16 protein-coding genes are annotated in these 19,087 nt (G+C 69.9%); 10 read left to right on the top strand and 6 right to left on the bottom strand.

Annotation, left to right across the window (positions count from 1 at the left end):
• Positions 1 to 267 precede the first annotated feature (267 nt).
• Both AC0VYD_RS22520 and AC0VYD_RS22515 read left to right on the top strand, forming a co-directional pair.
• Positions 268 to 4,677 (top strand): HAMP domain-containing protein, encoded by a 4,410-nt coding sequence (locus tag AC0VYD_RS22520; RefSeq protein WP_475477380.1) that lies wholly within the window; start codon positions 268 to 270, stop codon positions 4,675 to 4,677.
• A 6-nt stretch (positions 4,678 to 4,683) separates the two neighbouring features.
• Positions 4,684 to 5,325: a response regulator gene (locus AC0VYD_RS22515; RefSeq protein ID WP_473038080.1), complete on the top strand. Its 642-nt coding sequence runs from the start codon at positions 4,684 to 4,686 to the stop codon at positions 5,323 to 5,325.
• A 212-nt stretch (positions 5,326 to 5,537) separates the two neighbouring features.
• Here AC0VYD_RS22515 and AC0VYD_RS22510 read toward each other — a convergent pair whose 3' ends face one another.
• A complete protein-coding gene (locus tag AC0VYD_RS22510; protein ID WP_475480345.1) occupies positions 5,538 to 6,695 on the bottom strand; it encodes a PAS domain-containing protein in 1,158 nt (385 codons plus the stop codon).
• A gap of 172 nt (positions 6,696 to 6,867) precedes the next feature.
• On the opposite strand from AC0VYD_RS22510, the gene AC0VYD_RS22505 reads away from it, so the two are divergent.
• Both AC0VYD_RS22505 and AC0VYD_RS22500 read left to right on the top strand, forming a co-directional pair.
• Positions 6,868 to 7,650, top strand: coding sequence for an ANTAR domain-containing protein (locus AC0VYD_RS22505; protein WP_475477379.1), 783 nt, complete (start codon positions 6,868 to 6,870; stop codon positions 7,648 to 7,650).
• A gap of 148 nt (positions 7,651 to 7,798) precedes the next feature.
• A complete protein-coding gene (locus tag AC0VYD_RS22500) occupies positions 7,799 to 8,146 on the top strand; it encodes an STAS domain-containing protein (protein WP_475477378.1) in 348 nt (115 codons plus the stop codon).
• Here the strand turns inward: AC0VYD_RS22500 and AC0VYD_RS22495 are convergent.
• Together AC0VYD_RS22495 and AC0VYD_RS22490 are read right to left on the bottom strand one after the other, a co-directional pair.
• Positions 8,136 to 9,101: an anti-sigma factor RsbA family regulatory protein gene (locus AC0VYD_RS22495; protein ID WP_475477377.1), complete on the bottom strand. Its 966-nt coding sequence runs from the start codon at positions 9,099 to 9,101 to the stop codon at positions 8,136 to 8,138. The genes AC0VYD_RS22500 and AC0VYD_RS22495 overlap by 11 nt on opposite strands.
• 16 nt (positions 9,102 to 9,117) lie before the next feature.
• Positions 9,118 to 10,392 carry a glycosyltransferase gene (locus tag AC0VYD_RS22490; protein WP_475477376.1) on the bottom strand — a complete coding sequence of 425 codons (1,275 nt, stop codon included), beginning with the start codon at positions 10,390 to 10,392 and terminating at the stop codon, positions 9,118 to 9,120.
• 837 nt (positions 10,393 to 11,229) lie between these two features.
• On the opposite strand from AC0VYD_RS22490, the gene AC0VYD_RS22485 reads away from it, so the two are divergent.
• Positions 11,230 to 11,991: a PP2C family protein-serine/threonine phosphatase gene (locus AC0VYD_RS22485; RefSeq protein ID WP_475477375.1), complete on the top strand. Its 762-nt coding sequence runs from the start codon at positions 11,230 to 11,232 to the stop codon at positions 11,989 to 11,991.
• 94 nt (positions 11,992 to 12,085) lie between these two features.
• On the opposite strand, the gene AC0VYD_RS22480 is transcribed toward AC0VYD_RS22485, so the two are convergent.
• The 3 genes from AC0VYD_RS22480 to AC0VYD_RS22470 all read right to left on the bottom strand — a co-directional run bounded on the left by AC0VYD_RS22480 (position 12,086) and on the right by AC0VYD_RS22470 (position 13,830).
• Positions 12,086 to 12,721: a copper resistance CopC family protein gene (locus AC0VYD_RS22480; protein ID WP_475477374.1), complete on the bottom strand. Its 636-nt coding sequence runs from the start codon at positions 12,719 to 12,721 to the stop codon at positions 12,086 to 12,088.
• Positions 12,722 to 12,750: 29 nt separating this feature from the next.
• A complete protein-coding gene (locus AC0VYD_RS22475) occupies positions 12,751 to 13,422 on the bottom strand; it encodes a copper resistance protein (protein ID WP_475477373.1) in 672 nt (223 codons plus the stop codon).
• A 144-nt stretch (positions 13,423 to 13,566) separates the two neighbouring features.
• Positions 13,567 to 13,830 carry a WhiB family transcriptional regulator gene (locus AC0VYD_RS22470; RefSeq protein WP_191266404.1) on the bottom strand — a complete coding sequence of 88 codons (264 nt, stop codon included), beginning with the start codon at positions 13,828 to 13,830 and terminating at the stop codon, positions 13,567 to 13,569.
• A 776-nt stretch (positions 13,831 to 14,606) separates the two neighbouring features.
• On the opposite strand from AC0VYD_RS22470, the gene ectA reads away from it, so the two are divergent.
• From ectA to ehuC, 5 genes are all read left to right on the top strand, one after another.
• Positions 14,607 to 15,113 carry a diaminobutyrate acetyltransferase gene (gene ectA / locus AC0VYD_RS22465; RefSeq protein WP_268249150.1) on the top strand — a complete coding sequence of 169 codons (507 nt, stop codon included), beginning with the start codon at positions 14,607 to 14,609 and terminating at the stop codon, positions 15,111 to 15,113.
• 91 nt (positions 15,114 to 15,204) lie between these two features.
• Positions 15,205 to 16,473, top strand: coding sequence for a diaminobutyrate--2-oxoglutarate transaminase (ectB, locus tag AC0VYD_RS22460; protein WP_475477372.1), 1,269 nt, complete (start codon positions 15,205 to 15,207; stop codon positions 16,471 to 16,473).
• 122 nt (positions 16,474 to 16,595) lie between these two features.
• Entirely contained in the window at positions 16,596 to 16,997 is a 402-nt protein-coding gene (locus AC0VYD_RS22455) for an ectoine synthase (protein WP_473038088.1), read from the top strand.
• Positions 16,998 to 17,461: 464 nt separating this feature from the next.
• Positions 17,462 to 18,325, top strand: a complete 864-nt coding sequence (gene ehuB / locus AC0VYD_RS22450; protein ID WP_475480344.1) for an ectoine/hydroxyectoine ABC transporter substrate-binding protein EhuB — start codon at positions 17,462 to 17,464, stop codon at positions 18,323 to 18,325.
• Between the two features lie 6 nt (positions 18,326 to 18,331).
• Positions 18,332 to 19,060: an ectoine/hydroxyectoine ABC transporter permease subunit EhuC gene (ehuC, locus tag AC0VYD_RS22445; protein WP_475477371.1), complete on the top strand. Its 729-nt coding sequence runs from the start codon at positions 18,332 to 18,334 to the stop codon at positions 19,058 to 19,060.
• The last annotated feature ends 27 nt before the right edge of the window (positions 19,061 to 19,087 follow it).

The raw sequence follows: 19,087 nt of genomic DNA, 5'->3' as shown, positions 1-19,087 counted from the left end.
GTACGGTCGGCCCTCCCGTGCCCAACATGGCGAACCCTCCTGTGCTCGGTGGCGCGGCCGGTTAGTGTAAGACGACACATCCGCTTCTTTCGGGTGGTACTTCGCGACGGTAGCGTGACGGAGTGTCACCAAGGGCGTCCGTGGCTACACGCGCGCCCCCGTGTCCCGTGCGTGCGGTTCGTGCGGGGCCGCCCCGGCGTGGGTCGGCCCGGTGGAGGCGTGCGGGTCCGGTAGCCGAGATGGCGTGCGGGATTGAGGAGGGGTTTCATGCCCGAGGCGGTCACGGAACTGGCCGACGACCAGCTCGACGAGATTCTGAGTGCCCTGTACCGGATGCGCGACGGTGACTTCAGCGTCCGGCTCAGGTCGCGGGGCAGCGGCAAGCTCCGCGAGATCACCTCGGTGTTCAACGAGGTGATCGACCACAGCGAACAGCTCAGTACCGAGCTCCAGCGGGTCGGCGACGTGGTGCGCGACGAGGGCAGGCTCAACGAGCGGGTCAACGTCCATCCCGCCAGGGGCGCCTGGGGCAACAGCGCCAGAGCGCTGAACGTCCTCCTGGACGAGGTCGCCGAGCCCGTCACCGACGTCGCCCGCGTCCTGGACTCGGTCGCCGAGGGCGAACTGAACCGCAGGGCCTCGACCGAGGGCCGCCGCGGCGAGCTCAAGGGCGACCTGCTGCGCCTGGCCAACACGGTGAACCGGATGGCCGACCAGATGAGCGGCTTCACCGAGGAGGTCACCCGGGTGGCCCGCGAGGTGGGTACCGAGGGCAAGCTGGGCGGCAGCGCCCGGGTCGAGGACGTCTCCGGTGCCTGGCGCGAGGTCACCGAGTCCGTCAACCAGATGGCCTCCCGCCTCACCCTCCAGGTCCGCGACATCTCCACCGTCACGACCGCCGTCGCCCGGGGTGACCTGAGCAAGAAGATCACCATCGACGTCCAGGGCGAGATGCTGGAGCTCAAGGACACCTTCAACACGATGGTGGACCAGCTCTCCACGTTCGCCGACGAGGTCACCCGGGTGGCCCGTGAGGTGGGTACCGAGGGCAAGCTGGGCGGCCGCGCCAACGTCCGGGGGGTCCAGGGCATCTGGAAGAACCTCACGGACAACGTGAACTCGATGGCGGACAACCTGACCAACCAGGTCCGCGACATCTCCAAGGTGACCACGGCGGTGGCCCGGGGCGACCTGACCCGCAAGGTCGAGGTGGACGTCCAGGGCGAGATGCTGGCCCTGAAGAACACCGTGAACACGATGGTCGACCAGCTCGACTCCCTGGCCGACGAGGTCACCAGGGTGGCCCGTGAGGTGGGTACCGAGGGCAAGCTGGGCGGCCGCGCCAACGTCAAGGGCGTCTCGGGCATCTGGAAGGACCTGACCGACAACGTCAACTCGATGGCCAACAGCCTCACCTACCAGGTCCGCAACATCTCCCAGGTGACGACCGCGGTCGCCAAGGGCGACCTGAGCAAGAAGATCACGGTCGACGCCCAGGGCGAGATGCTCGACATGAAGGACACCATCAACAAGATGGTGGACCAGCTCTCGACCTTCGCCGACGAGGTCACCAGGGTGGCCCGCGAGGTCGGTACCGAGGGCAAGCTTGCCGGTCAGGCCCACGTGCGCGACGTGTCCGGGGTCTGGAAGGACCTGACCGACAACGTCAACTCGATGGCCAACAACCTGACCTACCAGGTACGGCAGATCTCCATGGTCACGCGGGCGGTCGCCGCCGGTGACCTGACCAAGAAGGTCACCGTCAACGCCAAGGGCGAGATGCTGGAGCTGAAGGACACCATCAACGTGATGGTGGACCAGTTGTCCGCGTTCGCCGACGAGGTCACCCGGGTGGCCCGTGAGGTGGGTACCGAGGGCAAGCTGGGCGGCCGAGCCAGCGTCAAGGGCGTCTCGGGCATCTGGAACGACCTCACCGAGAACGTGAACTCGATGTCGCACAACCTCACCACGCAGGTGCGCAACATCTCCGAGGTCACGACCGCGGTCGCCGCGGGCGACCTGACCAAGAAGATCGACGTCAACGCCCAGGGCGAGATCCTGGAGGTGAAGACGACGGTGAACACGATGGTGGACCAGCTGTCGGCCTTCGCCACCGAGGTCACCCGGGTGGCCCACGAGGTGGGCAGCCAGGGGCAGCTGGGCGGCCAGGCCAAGGTTGAGGGCGTCACCGGCACCTGGAAGCAGCTCACCGACAGCGTGAACGGCCTGGCGGGCAACCTCACCACGCAGGTGCGCGCGATCGCCGAGGTCGCCAACGCCGTCGCCAAGGGCGACCTGACCCGCAACATCCAGGTCGACACCCGCGGTGAGATGGAACAGCTCAAGGACAACATCAACCTGATGGTGTCCAACCTGCGCGAGACCACCGCCGACCAGCGCGACGCCGACTGGCTCAAGTCCAACCTGGCCCGCATCTCCGGTCACATCCAGGGCCACCGCGACCTGAACGAGCTCGCCCGCCTGATCATGACCGAGGTGACGCCGCTGATCGACGCCCAGCACGGCGCCTGCTACCTGCCCGAGGACCAGGACCACGAGGACATCTTCCGCCTCTACGCGGGCTTCGGCTTCCAACCCTCGGAGGAGCGCCGACGCATCCGCATGGGTGTCGGTCTGGCCGGGGAGGCCCTGTCCCAGCAGGTCGAACAGCAGATCTCCAACATCCCGCCCGGCTACGTCACGGTCGAGTCGGGGTTGGGCGCCGCCGCGCCGCGCAACCTGTACATCCTCCCCATCGTGACGGAGGGGCGCTCGCTCGGCGTCGTGGAGTTCGCCTCCTACGAGGAGTTCCGCGAGATCCACAAGAACTTCCTCCGCCAGCTGGTCGCCCTCCTCGGCACCACGATCAACACCATCCTGGCCAACAACCGCACCGAGCACCTGCTCGAACAGTCCCAGCAGCTCACCAGCCAGCTGCGCGAGCGCTCCAACGAGCTCCAGCGCCAGCAGGAGGAGCTGCGGGGCAAGAACGCGGAACTGCGCCAGAAGGCCACCCAGCTGGCCAACCAGAACCGCGCGATCGAACTCCAGAACCAGCAGATCCAGCGTTCCCGCAACGCCCTGGAGGAGCGTGCGCACCAGCTCCAGGTCTCGTCCAAGTACAAGTCCGAGTTCCTGGCGAACATGTCGCACGAGCTGCGCACCCCGCTCAACAGCCTGCTGATCCTGGCCCGGCTGCTCGCCGACAACGCCGAGCAGAACCTGTCCGCCAAGCAGGTCGAGTTCGCCCAGACCATCCACAAGGCCGGCAGCGACCTGCTGCTGCTCATCGACGAGATCCTCGACCTGTCCAAGGTGGAGGCGGGCCGCGCCGAGGTGCAGCCCAGCGAGGTCTCGATCGCGCAGCTCGTCGACTACGTGGAGGCCACCTTCCGTCCGGTCACCGGGGAGCAGGGGCTGGCGTTCGCGGTGGACGTCTCGCCGGACATCCCCGGCACCCTGTGGACCGACGAGCAGCGGCTCCAGCAGATCCTGCGGAACCTGCTCTCCAACGCGGTCAAGTTCACCCCGCAGGGCGAGGTCCGGCTGCTCATCGAGCCCGCCTGGGCGCTGGAGGACACCGACCTCGACATGTTCGTGGAGAACGAGGAGGTCATCGCGTTCACGGTGGCCGACACCGGCATCGGGATCGCCGAGGACAAGCTCCAGGTGATCTTCGAGGCCTTCCACCAGGGCGACGGGGGTACCTCCCGGCGCTTCGGCGGCACCGGTCTGGGCCTGTCCATCAGCCGGAACTTCGCCCGCCTGCTCGGCGGTGAGATCCGGGTGCAGAGCGTGGCCAACCAGGGTTCGACGTTCACGCTGCTGCTGCCGGTGCGCCTGCCCGACGACGCGGGGGAGACGGCCGAGGAGCTCTCCGCCATGGAACCGGTCCCCGCGCTGGAGACGGGCCGCGGCGAGCACGAGCCGCTGACCGACCTCGACCACGACCTCGACCTGCCCGACGAGGACTTCGACGCGGTCGTGGCCGCCCTGACCGACTCCGGGGAGCCCGAGGAACCACTGCCGATGGTGCAGGTGCTCAAGGCGCCCGAGCCCGCAGAGGACGAGTCGTCCCGGGAGACCGCGGAGGCCCGGCCCGACCCGGAGCGGCGTGCCGTCCTCGCCGGCCAGCGCGTGCTCATCGTCGACGACGACGTGCGCAACGTGTTCGCGCTGACCAGTGCGCTCGAAGCCCAGGGGCTGGAGGTCCTCTACGCTGACAACGGCCACACGGGGATCGAGAAACTCGAGGCCAACGAGGACATCTCGCTCGTCCTGATGGACGTGATGATGCCCGAACTGGACGGCAACCAGACCACCCAGCGCATCCGGGAGATGCCCCAGTTCGAGGACCTGCCGATCATCTCCCTGACGGCCAAGGCCATGCAGGGCGACCGGGAGCGCAGCCTCGCGGCGGGTGCCACCGACTACGTCACCAAGCCGGTCGACCTCGACCACCTCCTGGACGTGATGCGCAGGTGGCTCACGGCCGGACCGGAGGAGACCCGGGCCGGTGCCGCGGCGGACGATGCGCAGGCCGGTGAGACGGCGGCGCCCCCGGACGGGCACAATGGCGCCACGGGCGACGAACCCCACAGCGGCACCAGGGACGCCAGCGAAGCGAACGGGGCAGCTGGCAGCACCGGTAGCACCCCGACCGAAGACTCGGAGTAGCAAGCAGTGACTCAGAAGGCCAACATCCTCCTCGTCGACGACCGCGACGAAAACCTCATCGCTCTGGAGGCGGCCCTCACCTCCCTCGACCAGAACCTGGTCCGGGCCAACTCCGGTGAGGAGGCGCTGAAGCACCTTCTGGGCACCGACTTCGCGGTCATCCTGCTCGACGTGATCATGCCCGGCATGGACGGATACGAGACCGCCGCGCACATCAAGCAGCGCGAGAAGACCAAGGACGTGCCGATCATCTTCCTGACCGCCCAGGAGGTCGACCGGCACCAGGTCTTCCGCGGCTACTCCTCGCGCGCGGTGGACTTCCTGATCAAGCCGTTCGACCCGTGGGTGCTGCGCTCCAAGGTCGAGGTGTTCGTGGAGCTGCACCAGCTCAAGGCGCAGATGCGTGAGCAGGCCAGGTCGCTCCAGCGCGTCCTCGGCCAGGAGACCGGCGAACCCGGCAGGGTCCTCGCCGAACAGCTCGCCCAGCGCTCCCGCCAGGTCCAGTCCGACCTGGCCTCGCTGCGCGAGCACATCGTGGACAACTACCAGGAGGTCGACCAGCCGCTGGTGGACGCCGTCCGCCGCGTCGACCGCTCCGCCTCCCGGCTGTCCACCCTGGTCGACACCCTGCACGGCCCCGAGGAGTAGGGCCTGTCGGCCCCCGGCCCCGGGGTGCGACCCCTGTCTGCTCGTCCCGGCCCCGGGGTGCGACCCCTGTCTGCTCGTCCCGGCCCCAGGGGGTGGCCCCTGGTTGCCGACCTTCGCCCCAGGGGGTGTTCTTTCGTTCACGGGCCGAAGCGAAGCGGAGGCCCCAAACAAACGCCCCAAACAAACACAGGGAGGCCCCGAGCAGACACAGCTCAGGGCCGGGGCGGCAGGGCCAGGCCGATGTGCTCGCCGATCTCCTCGATGAGGCCCAGGTCGGCGAGGCGGAAACTCCCCCGGTTGCTGCGGCGGATCAGGGTGAGCGCGCCGCGTACGCCCCGGCTGCCCCGTAGCGGCACGCACAGCAGTGAACCCGCCCCGAGCACGGAGAGCAGCGGCGCCCCAGCCCCGGTTCGGCCGAGGACCGTCTCGTCCTCGATGAGCGGGAACAGCAGCGACTGGCCCCTCCCCAGCACCTCGCCCGGGATGTCGGAGTCCCCGGGGGTGAGTCCGGCGACCTCCTCACGCTGGCCCGCTGGGGCGTCGGCCGGGCCGACCACGGCTGCGCGGCGGGCCGCCTCGGGGTCCCCGGGCAGGTCGCGGACGTCGATGATCACCCAGTCCGCGTACGAGTCGGCCAGCAGGTCGGCCGCCTCGGTCAGCGCGAGCCCCCTGGTGGGCGTGGTGCCGCGGAGCAGGAGCCTGGTCATCCGGGTCAGTACGTCCAACCGCCTGGCGGCCAGCACCACGACCTGGTCCTCCACCTCCGACTCCAACGGGGCGGGGCCCTCCTCCTCCGTGCCGTTCATGGGCGGCGACATCGCGACCAGGACCAGCGGCTGTGCCTCGGTGGGCAGTTCCAGGCGGGTGAGGGTCAGGTGCACGTCCTCCGCCCAACCGCGCTGGGCCAGCCGCGACTCCAGGTTGGCGGGGCCGTCCCCGCGCAGCACGGCGGCCAGCCACGACTGCATGGCCGCCCGTTTGCGCAGGTCGACGAAGTGGGAGAAGGGCTTGCCGGTGAGGTAGCCGGGGGCGCTGCCCAGCTGGTTGGCTCCGGCGTTGTTGATCCTGCGGATGTAGCCGTCGTGGTCCAGCAGGACCACCGGCACGCTGAGTTCGCCGAAGACGGCGCGCAGCAGGGCGCGGTCGCCGTCCTCCGCGGGCCGTCGCGGTCCGGGCGGCCCACTGTGGGCGCGGGCCAACTCGCCGCCGACCGACCCCAGCAGGCGTTCGGCGTACTCCAGTTCGGCCAGGGCCGCCTCGGCGGTGCCCCGGGCGTCGTCGGGGTACATGGCGTGCGTGTCGCTCAACGCGGCTATGCGTTCACTCAGCGCAGCGATCTCGCGTTGCAGATCGGCGAGGTTCTCCGGCACGCTCACGGTCTCCCGGTCATCTTCGAGGGCGTCTTGCCAGTACCCGTACGGGTGGGGCCTGACACGGTTGTCTCCGATGTCTCCCGGCCGAAGCTGACTGTCGTCCGGTCGAGGGTCTCCCGAAGGTTACCTTTGGTGCTGGAACCCGGGACGTCTGGAGGAGGTTCGGACGGTGTGGATCGAACACCTTGCGCGTGACATCGCCGCGCTGGGGCAGACGGAGAACACCACCCTCGAACGCGCCCTGGATCAGATGAGCAGGGCCGCCGCACTGGGCGTCCCGGGGTGCTCGGCCGCCCTGGTGGTGGTCTGGCGCGAGGTGGTCGGTGCGGACGGGGCCATCCGCCACGTGGTCACCGACTACGGAGCGTCACACTCCGATCTCTCCGAGGCGCTGGAGCACCAGTACACGACCGACCAGGGCCCCACCGTGGAGGCGGTTCGCGAGATGCGCCAGGTCCGGGTCGCCGACGTGCTGCGCGAGCACCGCTGGCCCCGGTACACGAGCATGGCGGTCCAGTGCGGTGACCGCTCCTCGGTCACCCAGCCCAGCAAACTCTCCGGGGACGGTGACGGCGACGAGGACCGGATCCTCACCTTCGGGGTGCACTCCGGCAGGGCCTACGCCTTCGACGAGGTGGTCGTCACCCAGCTCACCGCGCTGCTCGCCGAGCACGCGGCGATGGCCCTGCACACGGCGGGCCGCCAGGCCGACGCGGCCCGTGAGTCCGCCCACATGCGCCGCGCCATGTCCGCGCGCACCGTGATCGACCAGGCCAAGGGGATCATCATGCACGCGCGCGGCTGCGACGCGGACACCGCCTTCGCCGCCCTGCGGGAGGTGGCCCAGCGCAACCGGAAGAAGGTCGTGGACGTGGCCCGGGACCTGGTGGAGCAGAACACCGGGCCGCAGCGGTCACAGCGGTTGCGGGGACCACGGGCGGACGGCCGCTGAGCACCGGTGCCGGGGCTGGTTCGGGCTGAGTCCCGAGTGTGACCGGGAGCCGTCATGATGAGGGCTCGGGGCCGTCGCCGTGAGCGACGGCGGTCGGTCCGCCCGGGGCCGCCGCTCCGGGGCAGGCGAACGACAAGGAGAGCCGAGCGTGACGTCAGACATCTCGATCCGCCGCGAGGATGGCGTCGTCGTCGTGACACCCGTGGGGGAGATGGACGCGGTCACCTCGCCCGCGCTCGCGCAGGCCCTGGACGGGGTCCTGACGGCCCCCCTCCCGACGGGGGTGGTGGTCGACCTCGCCAAGGTGGGCTTCTGCGACTCCCGCTGCATCGGCGTTCTGGTCTCGGCCTTCCGCCAGGCCCGCGACCTGGGGCTGGGCCTCATCGTCGCCGAACCCCAGCAGCAGGTGAACCGCCTGTTCGTGATCGCGGGGATCGACCAGGTCATCCCGATCAGCGCGAGTACCGGTACCGCGGTGGAGACCCTCAGGAGATGAACCGCGCCTGCCGCTCCAGCCGCGCCCTGCGGTCCAGCCTCGCCTGCTCGTCGAGGAAGTGCAGCCGTACCAGCGAACCCTCACCGTCTCCGCAGATCTCCAGGTAGTCGCAGGTCTGCCGGGTGATCCACAGCCCGTAGCCGCGCGAGCGGAGGCCGTCGGCGGGACGGTACCCGGTCAGCGGGTCGCAGAGGTCGCCCCGCTCGTCGAAGACGTCGCACACCCACCGGTCCGCCGCCCGCCACACGCTCACGCTCCCCTTGCCCGCCCCGTGTTCGAGCACGTTGGCGGCGAGTTCGTTCACCGCCACCACCAGGCCGTCCAGCCGGTCCGGGGCCAGCCCGATGGCGGTGCCGAGCGCCGTGAGCTCGCCGCGCAGGCGGGGGAGCGACTGGCCGATCTCCAGGCCGTGGACGGGCCCCTGCACGGCAAGCGGCTCCGGCGTCCGGGGGCGGCGGCCGAAGGCCTGGACGCCCAGGTAGACCGGGTTGGGGTGCGGGCCGTCCGCCTCCACCAGCGCCGGGTGGGTGGCACGGACCGCTGAGCGGGCGCCCGGGCCCAGGGGGCGTTCGTCGTGCACGCACAGCAGCCGCATCCGGACCGGTGCCAGCGCCGTGCTCAGCACCGACTCCAACCGGTGCCACTCACGCCGTTCCAACGCACCGCCGAAGAGCGGCGGCTCGGCGACCACGCTGACCGGTACGGGGTCGTGGACCAGGGCCAGGCGGTGCAGGGCGGCCATGGTGCGGCCGGGGGCGTCGTAGAGGGTGCCCCGGTCGACCACGTGCACCCGGCCGCGCTCGTGCGGGGTGAGCGCCTCCAGGAGAGCGGCCGGGTCGGCGACGGCGAGCACGGCGTGCGCGTCCTCGTGTACGGCCGACCGCAACCGCTCTCCGGCCACCTCGTGGAACCGTCTCTCCCGGCGGAAGAGCAGACCCTGGTGTTCGAACGTCATCAGTGGGGGAGTCCGTTCAGTTCACGACTCCGGACAGGAGGAGGTCGGTCTCCTCCTCCTCGGTGTCGTCGCGTTCGGCCTGCTGCGGACGGGAGCGCCGGTAGGCGAGTTCGGTCTCCACGGCGATGCGCTGCCAGGTGAACCGGGACCGGGCGCGGTCCACGGCGGCGATGCCGTAGGCGGTGCTCATGGTGGGCGTGTTCAGGACGGCGCGCACGGAGCGGGCGACCTCGTCGGGCCGGCCGAAACGCATGAGTACGCCGCTGGTGCGGTGCAGCACCGCACCGGGGACCGCTCCGGTCGCCGTGGCCACCACGGGCAGACCGCAGGCCATGGCCTCCAGCACGGCACCGCCGTAGGGATCGTAGGCGGTGGCGGAGACGTAGACGTCGGCCGAGCGCAGCAGGCGGGGGAGCTCCTTGCGTTCCGCCGGCCCGGTCAGGTGCACCCGGTCGTCGACCCCGGCCTCCTTGGCGAGCAGTTCGATCCGCCGTGCGTTCTCGTCGATGGCGACGTCCTGGTCGTCCGCGGTGGAGACGAGCAGCAGTTCGGCCTCGGGCAGCCGGGTCATCGCCTCGACCAGGCGCTGGGCGCCCCCGGCCTCGGTCAGGGAGGTCACGGAGACCAGACGGGGCCGTTCCTCGCGGCGGGCCTGCCAGGGTTCGGCGGAGGCGCTGCCCTCGACGCTGAAGTGGTCGGTGTCGACCCCGAACGGCACGACGCTCACGTGGTGGCGGGGTACGCCGAGCCGGGCGAGTTCGCCCTGCTGGTCGGTGGAGTTGACCAGGACGTGGTCGGCCCGGGAGGCCAGGATCGTCTCCATGCGGGCGCGGTCGGGCCGGTGGGTGAGACCGGAGCGCTGTTCGCTGGCGTTGAGGGAGTGGAAGGTCTGGACGAGGGGGGTACCGCTCTGGTCCTTCTCACTGTGCGCTTGGGCGTGCAGGGCGGCCAGCCCGCTGGTCCAGCCGACGGCGTGCAGGACGTCGGGGCTGTCCTCGTCGAGGACGGCTGCGAGGGCGGTGCCGAAGGCCCCGGTGTGTTCGGCCTGCTCGTCCTCGGAGAGCGGCCGGGCCGGTCCGGCGTCCAGGTAGGCGACGGAGACGCCGCGGGCCATGCGGGTGCGGCCGTCGGGCTGTTCGGGGTCGCTGCGGCGTGCGTAGACGGTCACCCTGTGACCGCGTTTGGCGAGCTGGCGGGACAGGGCGCACACGTGCAGGCTCGCGGGGCAGGCCGGTTCGCCCCGGTGGGCGGGCAGGGGGTTGGCGTGTTCGGCGACCATGGCGATCTTCACTGGGCTGAACTCCTTGGACACCGCCGTGGTGTCCGTTGTGGATGGGCCCGGGGGACTCCGGAGCGGGGAATCGGAATCCAACCGGGCGGGACTGGGTGCGTTGGTCCCCGGCCGGTGCCGTGGACGGGCACCGGACCGCCGGGTTCCGGGCGGTGGGGCGCGGGGGCTCAGGGGCGCGGGGGAGAGTGGCCGCGAACCGGTGGAGGGGGGCGCTGGGCAGCACTGGGCACCGCACGCACGCGAAGTGTGCGGACGGCGGGTACCGGAGAGTGAAGGAGAGGGGAGCGACGCACGACAAGACCACACCAAACGACCGTCGAAAGAGGAATCGAGCCACCGGGCGTGCCTGGGGAACCGAGGATCACGCGTGGGGCGGGGTCGTGTGTGTCTGCGTCTTAGACACCCAACGGGACCTATTCTGCCAGACGGTGAGCGAGCCGACAACGTGGGTCCGGGCCGTCACCGGCGCCGATCCACCGCCCCGGGCCCCCGGCGCCGGTCCGGCCGCCCCCTGGGGTCGGCGCTCTGTACTGCGCCTTGACCGAACATGGAGCCAGACCCTGTCGGCCGGCTCCCGGCACCGCTACTGTCGGAGCGGAAGCGGACGACGGCACAACACACGCCCCAGGCCCAACGGCCACAACACTTTTGGCGGCGAAAACCGGTGCGGGAACTGCATATCCGGGTGTTTTCCGCCATGATGTACGCGGATTTTGACCGACTCCGGCAGTGGCTCGGTACGGTTGCAGAATCCAGACGTTGTACGGGACTCGACCAAAGACCCGGCGCCTGGCGCCGGGCAACCGGCCACGGCCGATGAAACGGGAGGAAGGGCGTATGGGTGTCGCTGGTGGGGAAGTCATTGTCACGGCCCTCACGCACCGGGGCGCTATCCGCCCCGCCAACGAGGACTCCGTGGTCATGGGTGCGCTCACCGTCGCCAGTGCGAACATGACCTCCCCGGTCCGCTGCGTACTGCCGGTGAGCGAACCGGTCATCCTGGCGGTCGCGGACGGTATCGGCGGCCAGGCAGCGGGAGAGATCGCCTCCGAGCACGCGGTGCACCGGATGGCCGAGATGGGGCCCCGCCTCGACGGTCCGGAGGAGATCGCCCAGCTCCTCAACAACATCGACGAGGAGATCAAGGACCACGCCCTCCAGCACACCGAGTTCTCCGGCATGGGGACCACGGTCGCCGGGGTCCTGCTCAACAGCGACGGCAACTTCTGGTTCAACGTGGGTGACTCCCGCACCTACCGCCTGGAGGGCCGCCACCTGCGCCAGCTCTCCGAGGACGACTCCCCCGCGCTTCCGCCCTCCGAGGACGGGCGCCCCGTCACCACCAACTTCATCACCCAGTCCCTGGGCGGCAGTTCGGGCGGTTCGATGGTCCCCCACGTGGGCCGGGACGAGGCCGCGGACCCCAGCGCCTGGCTCATGTGCAGTGACGGCCTGTCGGACCTGGTGCTGCCCGAGGAGATGGAACGGATGATCGCCGAGGCGGGCAGTGACGAGGCGGCCGTGCACGCCCTGTGGCAGGCCGCGATGGAAGCGGGCGGCAAGGACAACATCAGCATCCTGCTGGCACGGCGCCGCTGACACGGCACACGAAGAACCCGGGAGGGGCCCGCACGTTTCGGCGTGCGGGCCCCTCCGTCGTTCGCGGGCACCCGTCGGCGGAGGCCGTCCGCGCCTAGTCCCGGGCCGAACCCCCGCCCGAGCCGGGGCGGTTGCGCATGCGCACCACGACCAGCACGACGGCACCGATGGCGGCGAGCGCCACGACGATGCCGGCCAGGACCATCAGCGGGGAGCTCCCGCTCTCCGCGGCGTCCTCCTCGGCCGCGACCGGGGACTCGTCGACCGGGTCCTCCTCGGCCTCCTCGGTCTCCTCGGCGCCGTCGGCGGGGGTCTCCTCCCCGGTCTCCTCCGGTGCGGCGGCCGCGACGGCCTCCTCGGTCACCGAGAAGGTCAGGGTGTCCTGGATGGGGTGGCCGTCGGAGGAGACCACCCGGAAGGCGATGGTGTACTCACCGGCCTCCTCCAGCGGCTCCAGCCCCACGGACACGTCGGTGCCGTCGAAGGCCAGGTCGCCCTCCTGCTTCTCCGCTCCGTCGGGTCCGGTCACGACGACGGCACTGCCGCTGCCGCCCTCCATCGGTGCGTTGTTGAAGGAAAGGACCACCTCTTCGGGGAGGGTGTCGAGGGTGTCGCCGTCCTCGGGGTCGGAACCGGTGAGCACGTCGTGGGCGAGTGCGGGGGAGGGCGCCAGCAGCAGGGCCGCAGCGGCGAAGGGGGCGATCAGGGCTGCGGTACGGGACTTTCTCATGGTCTTCTCTCAGGCCGTTCGGATGCGGTTCACGCCCGGAGGACACGGGGTCGTCCGTGCCGGTCCGGGTTCCTCGTCTGGTTCGCGTCGGCGGTCCGGGACCGGTCGGGGTCCGGGGGCGGGCCGAGGCGGAGCGCGGACGAACCGGGAGGCCCGCGGGGTCCGTGCGTTGACGGTACGGGGGGAGGGGGAGCGGTGGGCACAGGCGCGGTGAGCGCCTGCCCGGGCGCCGCGAAGGCGAGCTCGGGGGCGCCCAGGAGTCGCGGCAGGGCTCGGAACACGGCACTCGCCAGCGACCAGAGCGCGGACTCTCCGCGGGCCAGCAGCGCGGCGGCGAGCAGGGCCGCCCACAGGTGTGCGAACAGCATTCCCGGTGCGAAACCGAAGGCGCGGAGCGGGCCGTGTCCGTTGTGGTCGGCTCCGGGGGCGAGCGCGGGGAGTCCGGGTTCCGCCGCGCCCTGGAGGAGCAGGTGCAGGGCGAGTTGCGCCAGGGCCAGCACGGCGAAGATGTCGCCGAAGCCCCGCATGAGGCGGGTGAACCGCCACAGGAGGGCGAAGAGGAACACCGTGGCCAGGAGGAAGCCTCCGGCTCCGGCGGGGCCGGAGGCCCAGAGGTTGTGTCCGACCCAGGCCAGCCCTGTGCACGCACCGGCCAGAAGCGCCGTGCGGATGAGGCGGAGCGTGCCGTGAGCGGGTCGCACGGTAGTGAACCTAGATCGTGCCCCCGGGGGCCGCAAGATCTCCGGACGTGAGAACCGGCTCGTCCGTCTCGGAGCCTGGGGGCCGGGAGCGAAGGAGGCCCGCCGGGTGCGATCCCTCACGCACCCGGCGGGCCCTCTCCCGACCTATCCCGCGGGTACCAGCTCGCGACGCATGTAGCGGCGCTGTTCCGGGGTGGTGCCACCCCAGACTCCGTGAGCTTCACCGGCGCGAAGGGCCCACCGCAGGCATTCCGGGCGAACAGTACAGCTGCGGCAGACGGCCAGGGCCTGCTCCGTGTCGGTGCGGCCGATCCCGGTGCTGCTCACCGGGAAGAAGATCTCCGGGTCGTAGGAGCGGCAGTTCCCCTGCTCGACCCAGTCCTCGCTCTCGTGGTACAGGCGGTTCACGGGGGCGCCTCCGATCCCTGGTCAGTGGTCCTCACCGTGGTCCCACGGCGGGTCAGCGAAGTTCGTGGCCGCGCTGCCGTCCCGGGGTGTGGGACCTGTCGGGTTTCGGCTCAGCGGTGCGACTAATTGTAGTACTACATGAGGTCGTACTACACAGAGTCTGCTGCAAAATCGGTGATTCATCAAGGACGTTCGACTGTGGCCTGGGTCCGTGTTCCCCCGGCTCGGGCGGGCACGGGCCGGGGCGGCGCCCCGGTGGGCCGCCCGGGAACCGGCGGAATCTCCTGCGCACGGGTGCTTCCGAGGGGAGGCGGGCGTAGCGTGTGACGTGCGAGGGGGTGCGATCACGCGTTATGTCGCGAGGTTTCCACCGAATTGATGTGACTTAACGCACGCTTAATATTGCTCGTTGAGGCCCTATGTTTGACCCTGACGGCTGTCGGCGGCCCCTCGGCGGATGTGTCCGGACCCCGGGTCGCACGCCCCCGTCCGCGGGGCCGAACCCCCTGATGGGCAGGGCGTGGACGGCCCGGATGACCGCTACTGCGCGTCACCTGTGAGCCCGGGTCAGAGTGGCCTCAAGCTGCTAAATGAACGAGTCCTACCCGATCCGAATCCTTTGAAACATCTACGCGGAATCTCGCTGAAACGTATTTGACCTTCGTTCGCTAAATTCGATCGACGTGCCACATCTACGAACGAACCTCCAAGCACGCGACCGAACTGAAGGCGGGGCTGTGAGCTCCCAGACCGCAGAGGCCGCGGGCCGTGAGGGCGTGCGCCTGACGCACCCCTCCCCGGAGGACGGGCCACACATGTGGCGGTTGGCCGGCGAGACGGGGATGGACATCAACTCTCCGTACGCCTATACGCTCTGGTGCCGGGACTTCGCCGCGACCAGCGTCGTGGCGCGGGACACCGACGGCCGGGTGGCGGCCTACGTCACCGGTTACGTCCGTCCCGACAGCCCGGACACGTACTTCCTCTGGCAGGTGGCCGTCGACTCCGCGTACCGGGGTCAGCGGCTCGCCCGCCGGATGCTCGACTTCATCGGCGACACCTTCGCCGAGCAGGGTCTTCAGTACCTCGAAGCGACCGTCACTCCCGACAACGAGGCCTCCCGGGCCCTCTTCGCCTCATTCGCGCGGAGCAGGGGCACCGAGGCCGTCTGGAGCCCGCTCTTCGGCGAGGAGCACTTCCCGAAGGCCGGCGAGGAGCCCCACGAGCCCGAGGACCTCGTCCGCATCGGGCCCTTCGGCCCGCAGCCCGAAACCGACGACTGACCGTCCGCACCGGATCGAACTCGATCCTGACCCACCCCTCGTCTAAGCCATGAGCCCACGAAGTTGGGGAAAGGAACCAAGGAACATCACGATGGAGACCTTCCAGCGCCTCGAGTCCGAAGTCCGCGGATACTGCCGGAACTGGCCTGTCGTCTTCGACAAGGCCGTCGGCAGTCACGTCTACGACGAGTCGGGCAAGCCCTACCTCGACTTCTTCGCCGGGGCCGGATCGCTCAACTACGGCCACAACAACCCCGAGCTGAAGACCTCGCTGATCGAGTACCTGACGGACGACCGGATCGTCCACAGCCTCGACGCGTACAGCACGGCCAAACGCGAGTTCCTGAAAACGTTCGAGGACGTCATCCTCAAACCGAGGGACCTGGACTACAAGGTCCAGTTCCCCGGCCCCGCGGGCAACAACGCGGTCGAGGCCGCGCTCAAGCTGGCCCGTAAGTACACCGGTCGCCAGACCATCATCAACTTCACCAACGGCTTCCACGGCATGACCCTGGGCGCCCTGGCCGTCACCGGTAACTCCATGAAGCGGGGCGGCGCCGGCGTGCCGCTCGACCACGTGGCGACCATGCCGTTCGACAACTACCTCGACGGCAAGACCCCGGACTTCCTGTGGCTGCGCAGCCTCCTCGAGGACAGCGGCAGCGGTCTGGACGCCCCGGCGGCCGTGATCGTCGAGGCCATCCAGGGCGAGGGCGGCATCAACGTCGCCAGCGCCGAGTGGCTCCGCGGGCTCTCCGAGCTCTGCCAGGAGTACGGCATCCTGCTGATCCTGGACGACATCCAGATGGGCTGCGGCCGTACCGGCAAGTTCTTCAGCTTCGAAGAGGCCGGCATCACCCCGGACATCGTCACCCTGTCCAAGTCCATCAGCGGTTACGGCCTGCCGATGGCGCTCACGCTGTTCAAGCGCGAGCTGGACGTCTGGGAGCCGGGCGAGCACAACGGCACCTTCCGCGGCTTCAACCCCGCCATGGTCACCGGTGCCGAGGCCCTGCGCCGCTTCTGGAGCGACGACGCCTTCTCCGACGCGACCAGGGCCAAGGGCGACATGGTCGAGGCCCGTCTCGCCGAGATGGCGGCCGAGCACGCCGACTTCGGCGCGCACGTGCGCGGCCGCGGCCTGGCCCGCGGCCTGGCCTTCGACGCCGAGGGCGGCCTCGCCAAGAAGGTCGCCGCCGAGTCCTTCGACCGCGGCCTGCTCCTCGAGACCTCCGGTCCCGAGGACGAGGTCGCCAAGCTGCTCCCGCCGCTCACCGCGACGGAGGAGGAGCTGACCACCGGCCTGGACATCATGGCCGACGCCGCCCGCGCCGCCGTCAAGGGGGCCAAGAGCTCCTAGGCGCACGGGAGACCGTCCACCGAGGACTTCGGGGCCGGTCGGCATCCCTACCGGGGTGTCGGTCGGCCCCGTACCTTGTAACCAGCGCATGACCAGCACAACAGCACGCTAAGGAGACCCAAGTGATCGTTCGCAGTCTGGACGAGATCAGCGAGACCGACGCCGACATCAAGACCGAGAACTGGCGCAGCCGTCGGATCGTCCTGGCCAAGGAGAAGGTGGGCTTCTCCTTCCACGAGACCGTGCTGTACGCGGGCACCGAGTCGACGTTCTGGTACGCCAACCACGTCGAGCTCGTGCACTGCATCGAGGGCGAGGCCGAGCTGACCAACGAGGAGACCGGGGAGAAGCACATCATCACCCCGGGCACCCTCTACCTGCTCAACGGCCACGAGAAGCACACGGTCCGGCCCAAGACGGACTTCCGCGTGCTGTGCGTCTTCAACCCGCCCGTCACCGGGCGCGAGGTCCACGACGAGAACGGCGTCTACCCGCTGGTCGTCGAGGAGGACGCCACCGTGTAGCCCCTCGGGCACGGAGTGTCGATCGAGCGGGCGGGGTCCGGGTGTCCGGACCCCGCCCGTTCGGCTTCCCGGGGTGGGAATCCCTGGGTGGCGGACACGGGGACCCACAGTCACCAAGCGCAGGTGACCAGCTCGCGGGGGGTGCGTCATCGGGTCATTGGACGAGACATGACTCATAACCAGTGCATAACGGACTAAACCTGTTCAGTTACTGCAGAGCGCGCAGGGGGAGGGAGAACCCCGTACCAGCGCCGCCGTCCCGAGCACCCGGGCGGCGGCCGAGATCGCGGCACCGCACCGCGGAAGCGCCCGCACGAGGCGAATCCACCATCCGAATACGCGGCGCCCTCGCCCTGTGTCCTTCGGGCGAAGGCTCCGCTCTCGCGAGTTTTCGAGGAGCAGTCGTGAAGAATCAGGGACCAGCGCGTCGGCGGGGCACCTGGGGACGTCGAGACGCCCTCCGACTGGGGGGCGTCGGCCTCGCCACGGCCGGCCTCGCAGCGTGCAGCCGGGTCGACGACTCCGCCGGCGGCGAGGAGGGCCAGTCCACCCTCGAACGCCTGCGTGAACAGGGCTTCGTGGCAGTGGCCCTGGCCAACGAGGTGCCCTTCGGTTTCGTCGACTCCACCGGTGAGGCGGCCGGGCAGTCCCCGGCGGTGGCCCGAGCCGTCTTCGAGGAGCTGGGCGTCCCGGAGATCCAGGCCTCGGCGACCTCCTGGGACGGCCTGATCCCCGGCCTGCAGGCCAACCGCTACGACGTCATCGCCGCCGGCGTGTTCATCAACCCCGAGCGCTGTGAGCAGGTCGCGTTCAGCGAACCGACCGCGACGTCCCCCGAGGCGTTCCTGGTGGACAAGGACAACCCCCACGACATCCAGCACTTCGAGGACTTCGTCGACAACCCCGACCTCACGCTCGCCGTGCTCAACGGGTCGGTGGAGCAGAACTACGCCGAGTACTTCGGCGTGCCCGAGGACCAGCTCGAACTCATCCCGGACCAGACCCGCGGCTTCGAGCTGCTGCAGTCCGGCCGTGTCGACGCGGTCTCCATGCTGGCGGTGTCCCACACCTACCTGCTGATCGAGCACGAGATGGAGGACGAGTACACCGTCACCGAGCCCTTCTACCCCGTCATGGACGGCAAGGAGGAGAAGGGCTGGGGCGGGCTGTGCGTCCGCCAGGAGGACGAGGAACTGCTCTCGGAGATCAACCGGGTCCTCGCGGAGTTCAAGGAAAGCGGCCGTCTGCTGGAGCTGGGAGAGGAGTGGGGCTTCACCGAGGCCGACCTCCCCGACGACAAGACCACCGCTGAACTCTGCGAAGGCTGATCCGGCGTGGAGTTCCTGATCGAACAGTGGCCGCGCTTCCTCGAGGGCGCGTGGCTCACGATTCAGCTCACGCTCGGTGGAATCGTCCTGGCCTTCGTGCTGGCCATGTTCTTCGGCGTCCTGGGAACGGTGAACCACTGGCTGCCCCGGGCCGTCGCCACGGTGTACGTGGAGGTGTTCCGGGGCATCGCGGCGCTGGTGGTCATGTACTGGCTCATCTACGCCCTGCCGGTGGCGACCGGTTTCCAGTTGGAGGACCTGTTCGCCGCGATCCTGGCGCTGGGGCTGAACGTCGGCGCCTACGGTGCCGAGGTGGTGCGCTCCTCGATCAACGCCGTGCCCAAGGCGCAGGTCGAGGCGACCGTCTCCCTGAACATGTCCTGGCCGCAGCGCATGCGCCTGGTCGTCCTGCCCCAGGCGTGGGCGCAGATGCTGCCCACGTTCGGCAACCTCGTCGTGGAGCTGATGAAGGCCACGGCCGTGGTCTACCTGGTGAGTCTGCACGACCTCTCCTGGGTGGCCGACGACCTCCGCCGCCTCTCCGGGGAGACGATCCCGGTCTTCCTGGTGGCCTTCGCGCTCTACTACCTGATCGCCCAGGCCCTGATCTTCGGCGTGCGGCTGCTCGAACGCCGGGCCAACCACAAGCTGGGTAGGACCCCGCCGTCCGGCGGCGGGCTCATCGGGCTGCTGCGACCCCCGGCGGTCGGTACGAAGGTGGGGGTGGCCAAGTGAACGGCTTCTGGGACTTCGAGTTCACCG

The organism is Nocardiopsis sp. iso_40, from assembly GCF_056173285.1.
The sequence above is the reverse complement of the archived record's forward strand: the minus strand, read 5'-3'. Positions and strand labels throughout refer to the sequence as shown.

What these genes read in the sequence shown, in the direction of transcription:
- AC0VYD_RS22520 (WP_475477380.1), top strand. Translation starts at nt 268, where the DNA reads ATGCCCGAGGCGGTCACGGAACTGGCCGACGACCAGCTCGACGAGATT.
- AC0VYD_RS22495 (WP_475477377.1), bottom strand. Translation starts at nt 9,101, where the DNA reads ATGACGTTCGAACACCAGGGTCTGCTCTTCCGCCGGGAGAGACGGTTC.
- AC0VYD_RS22485 (WP_475477375.1), top strand. Translation starts at nt 11,230, where the DNA reads ATGGGTGTCGCTGGTGGGGAAGTCATTGTCACGGCCCTCACGCACCGG.
- AC0VYD_RS22480 (WP_475477374.1), bottom strand. Translation starts at nt 12,721, where the DNA reads ATGAGAAAGTCCCGTACCGCAGCCCTGATCGCCCCCTTCGCCGCTGCG.
- ectB (WP_475477372.1), top strand. Translation starts at nt 15,205, where the DNA reads ATGGAGACCTTCCAGCGCCTCGAGTCCGAAGTCCGCGGATACTGCCGG.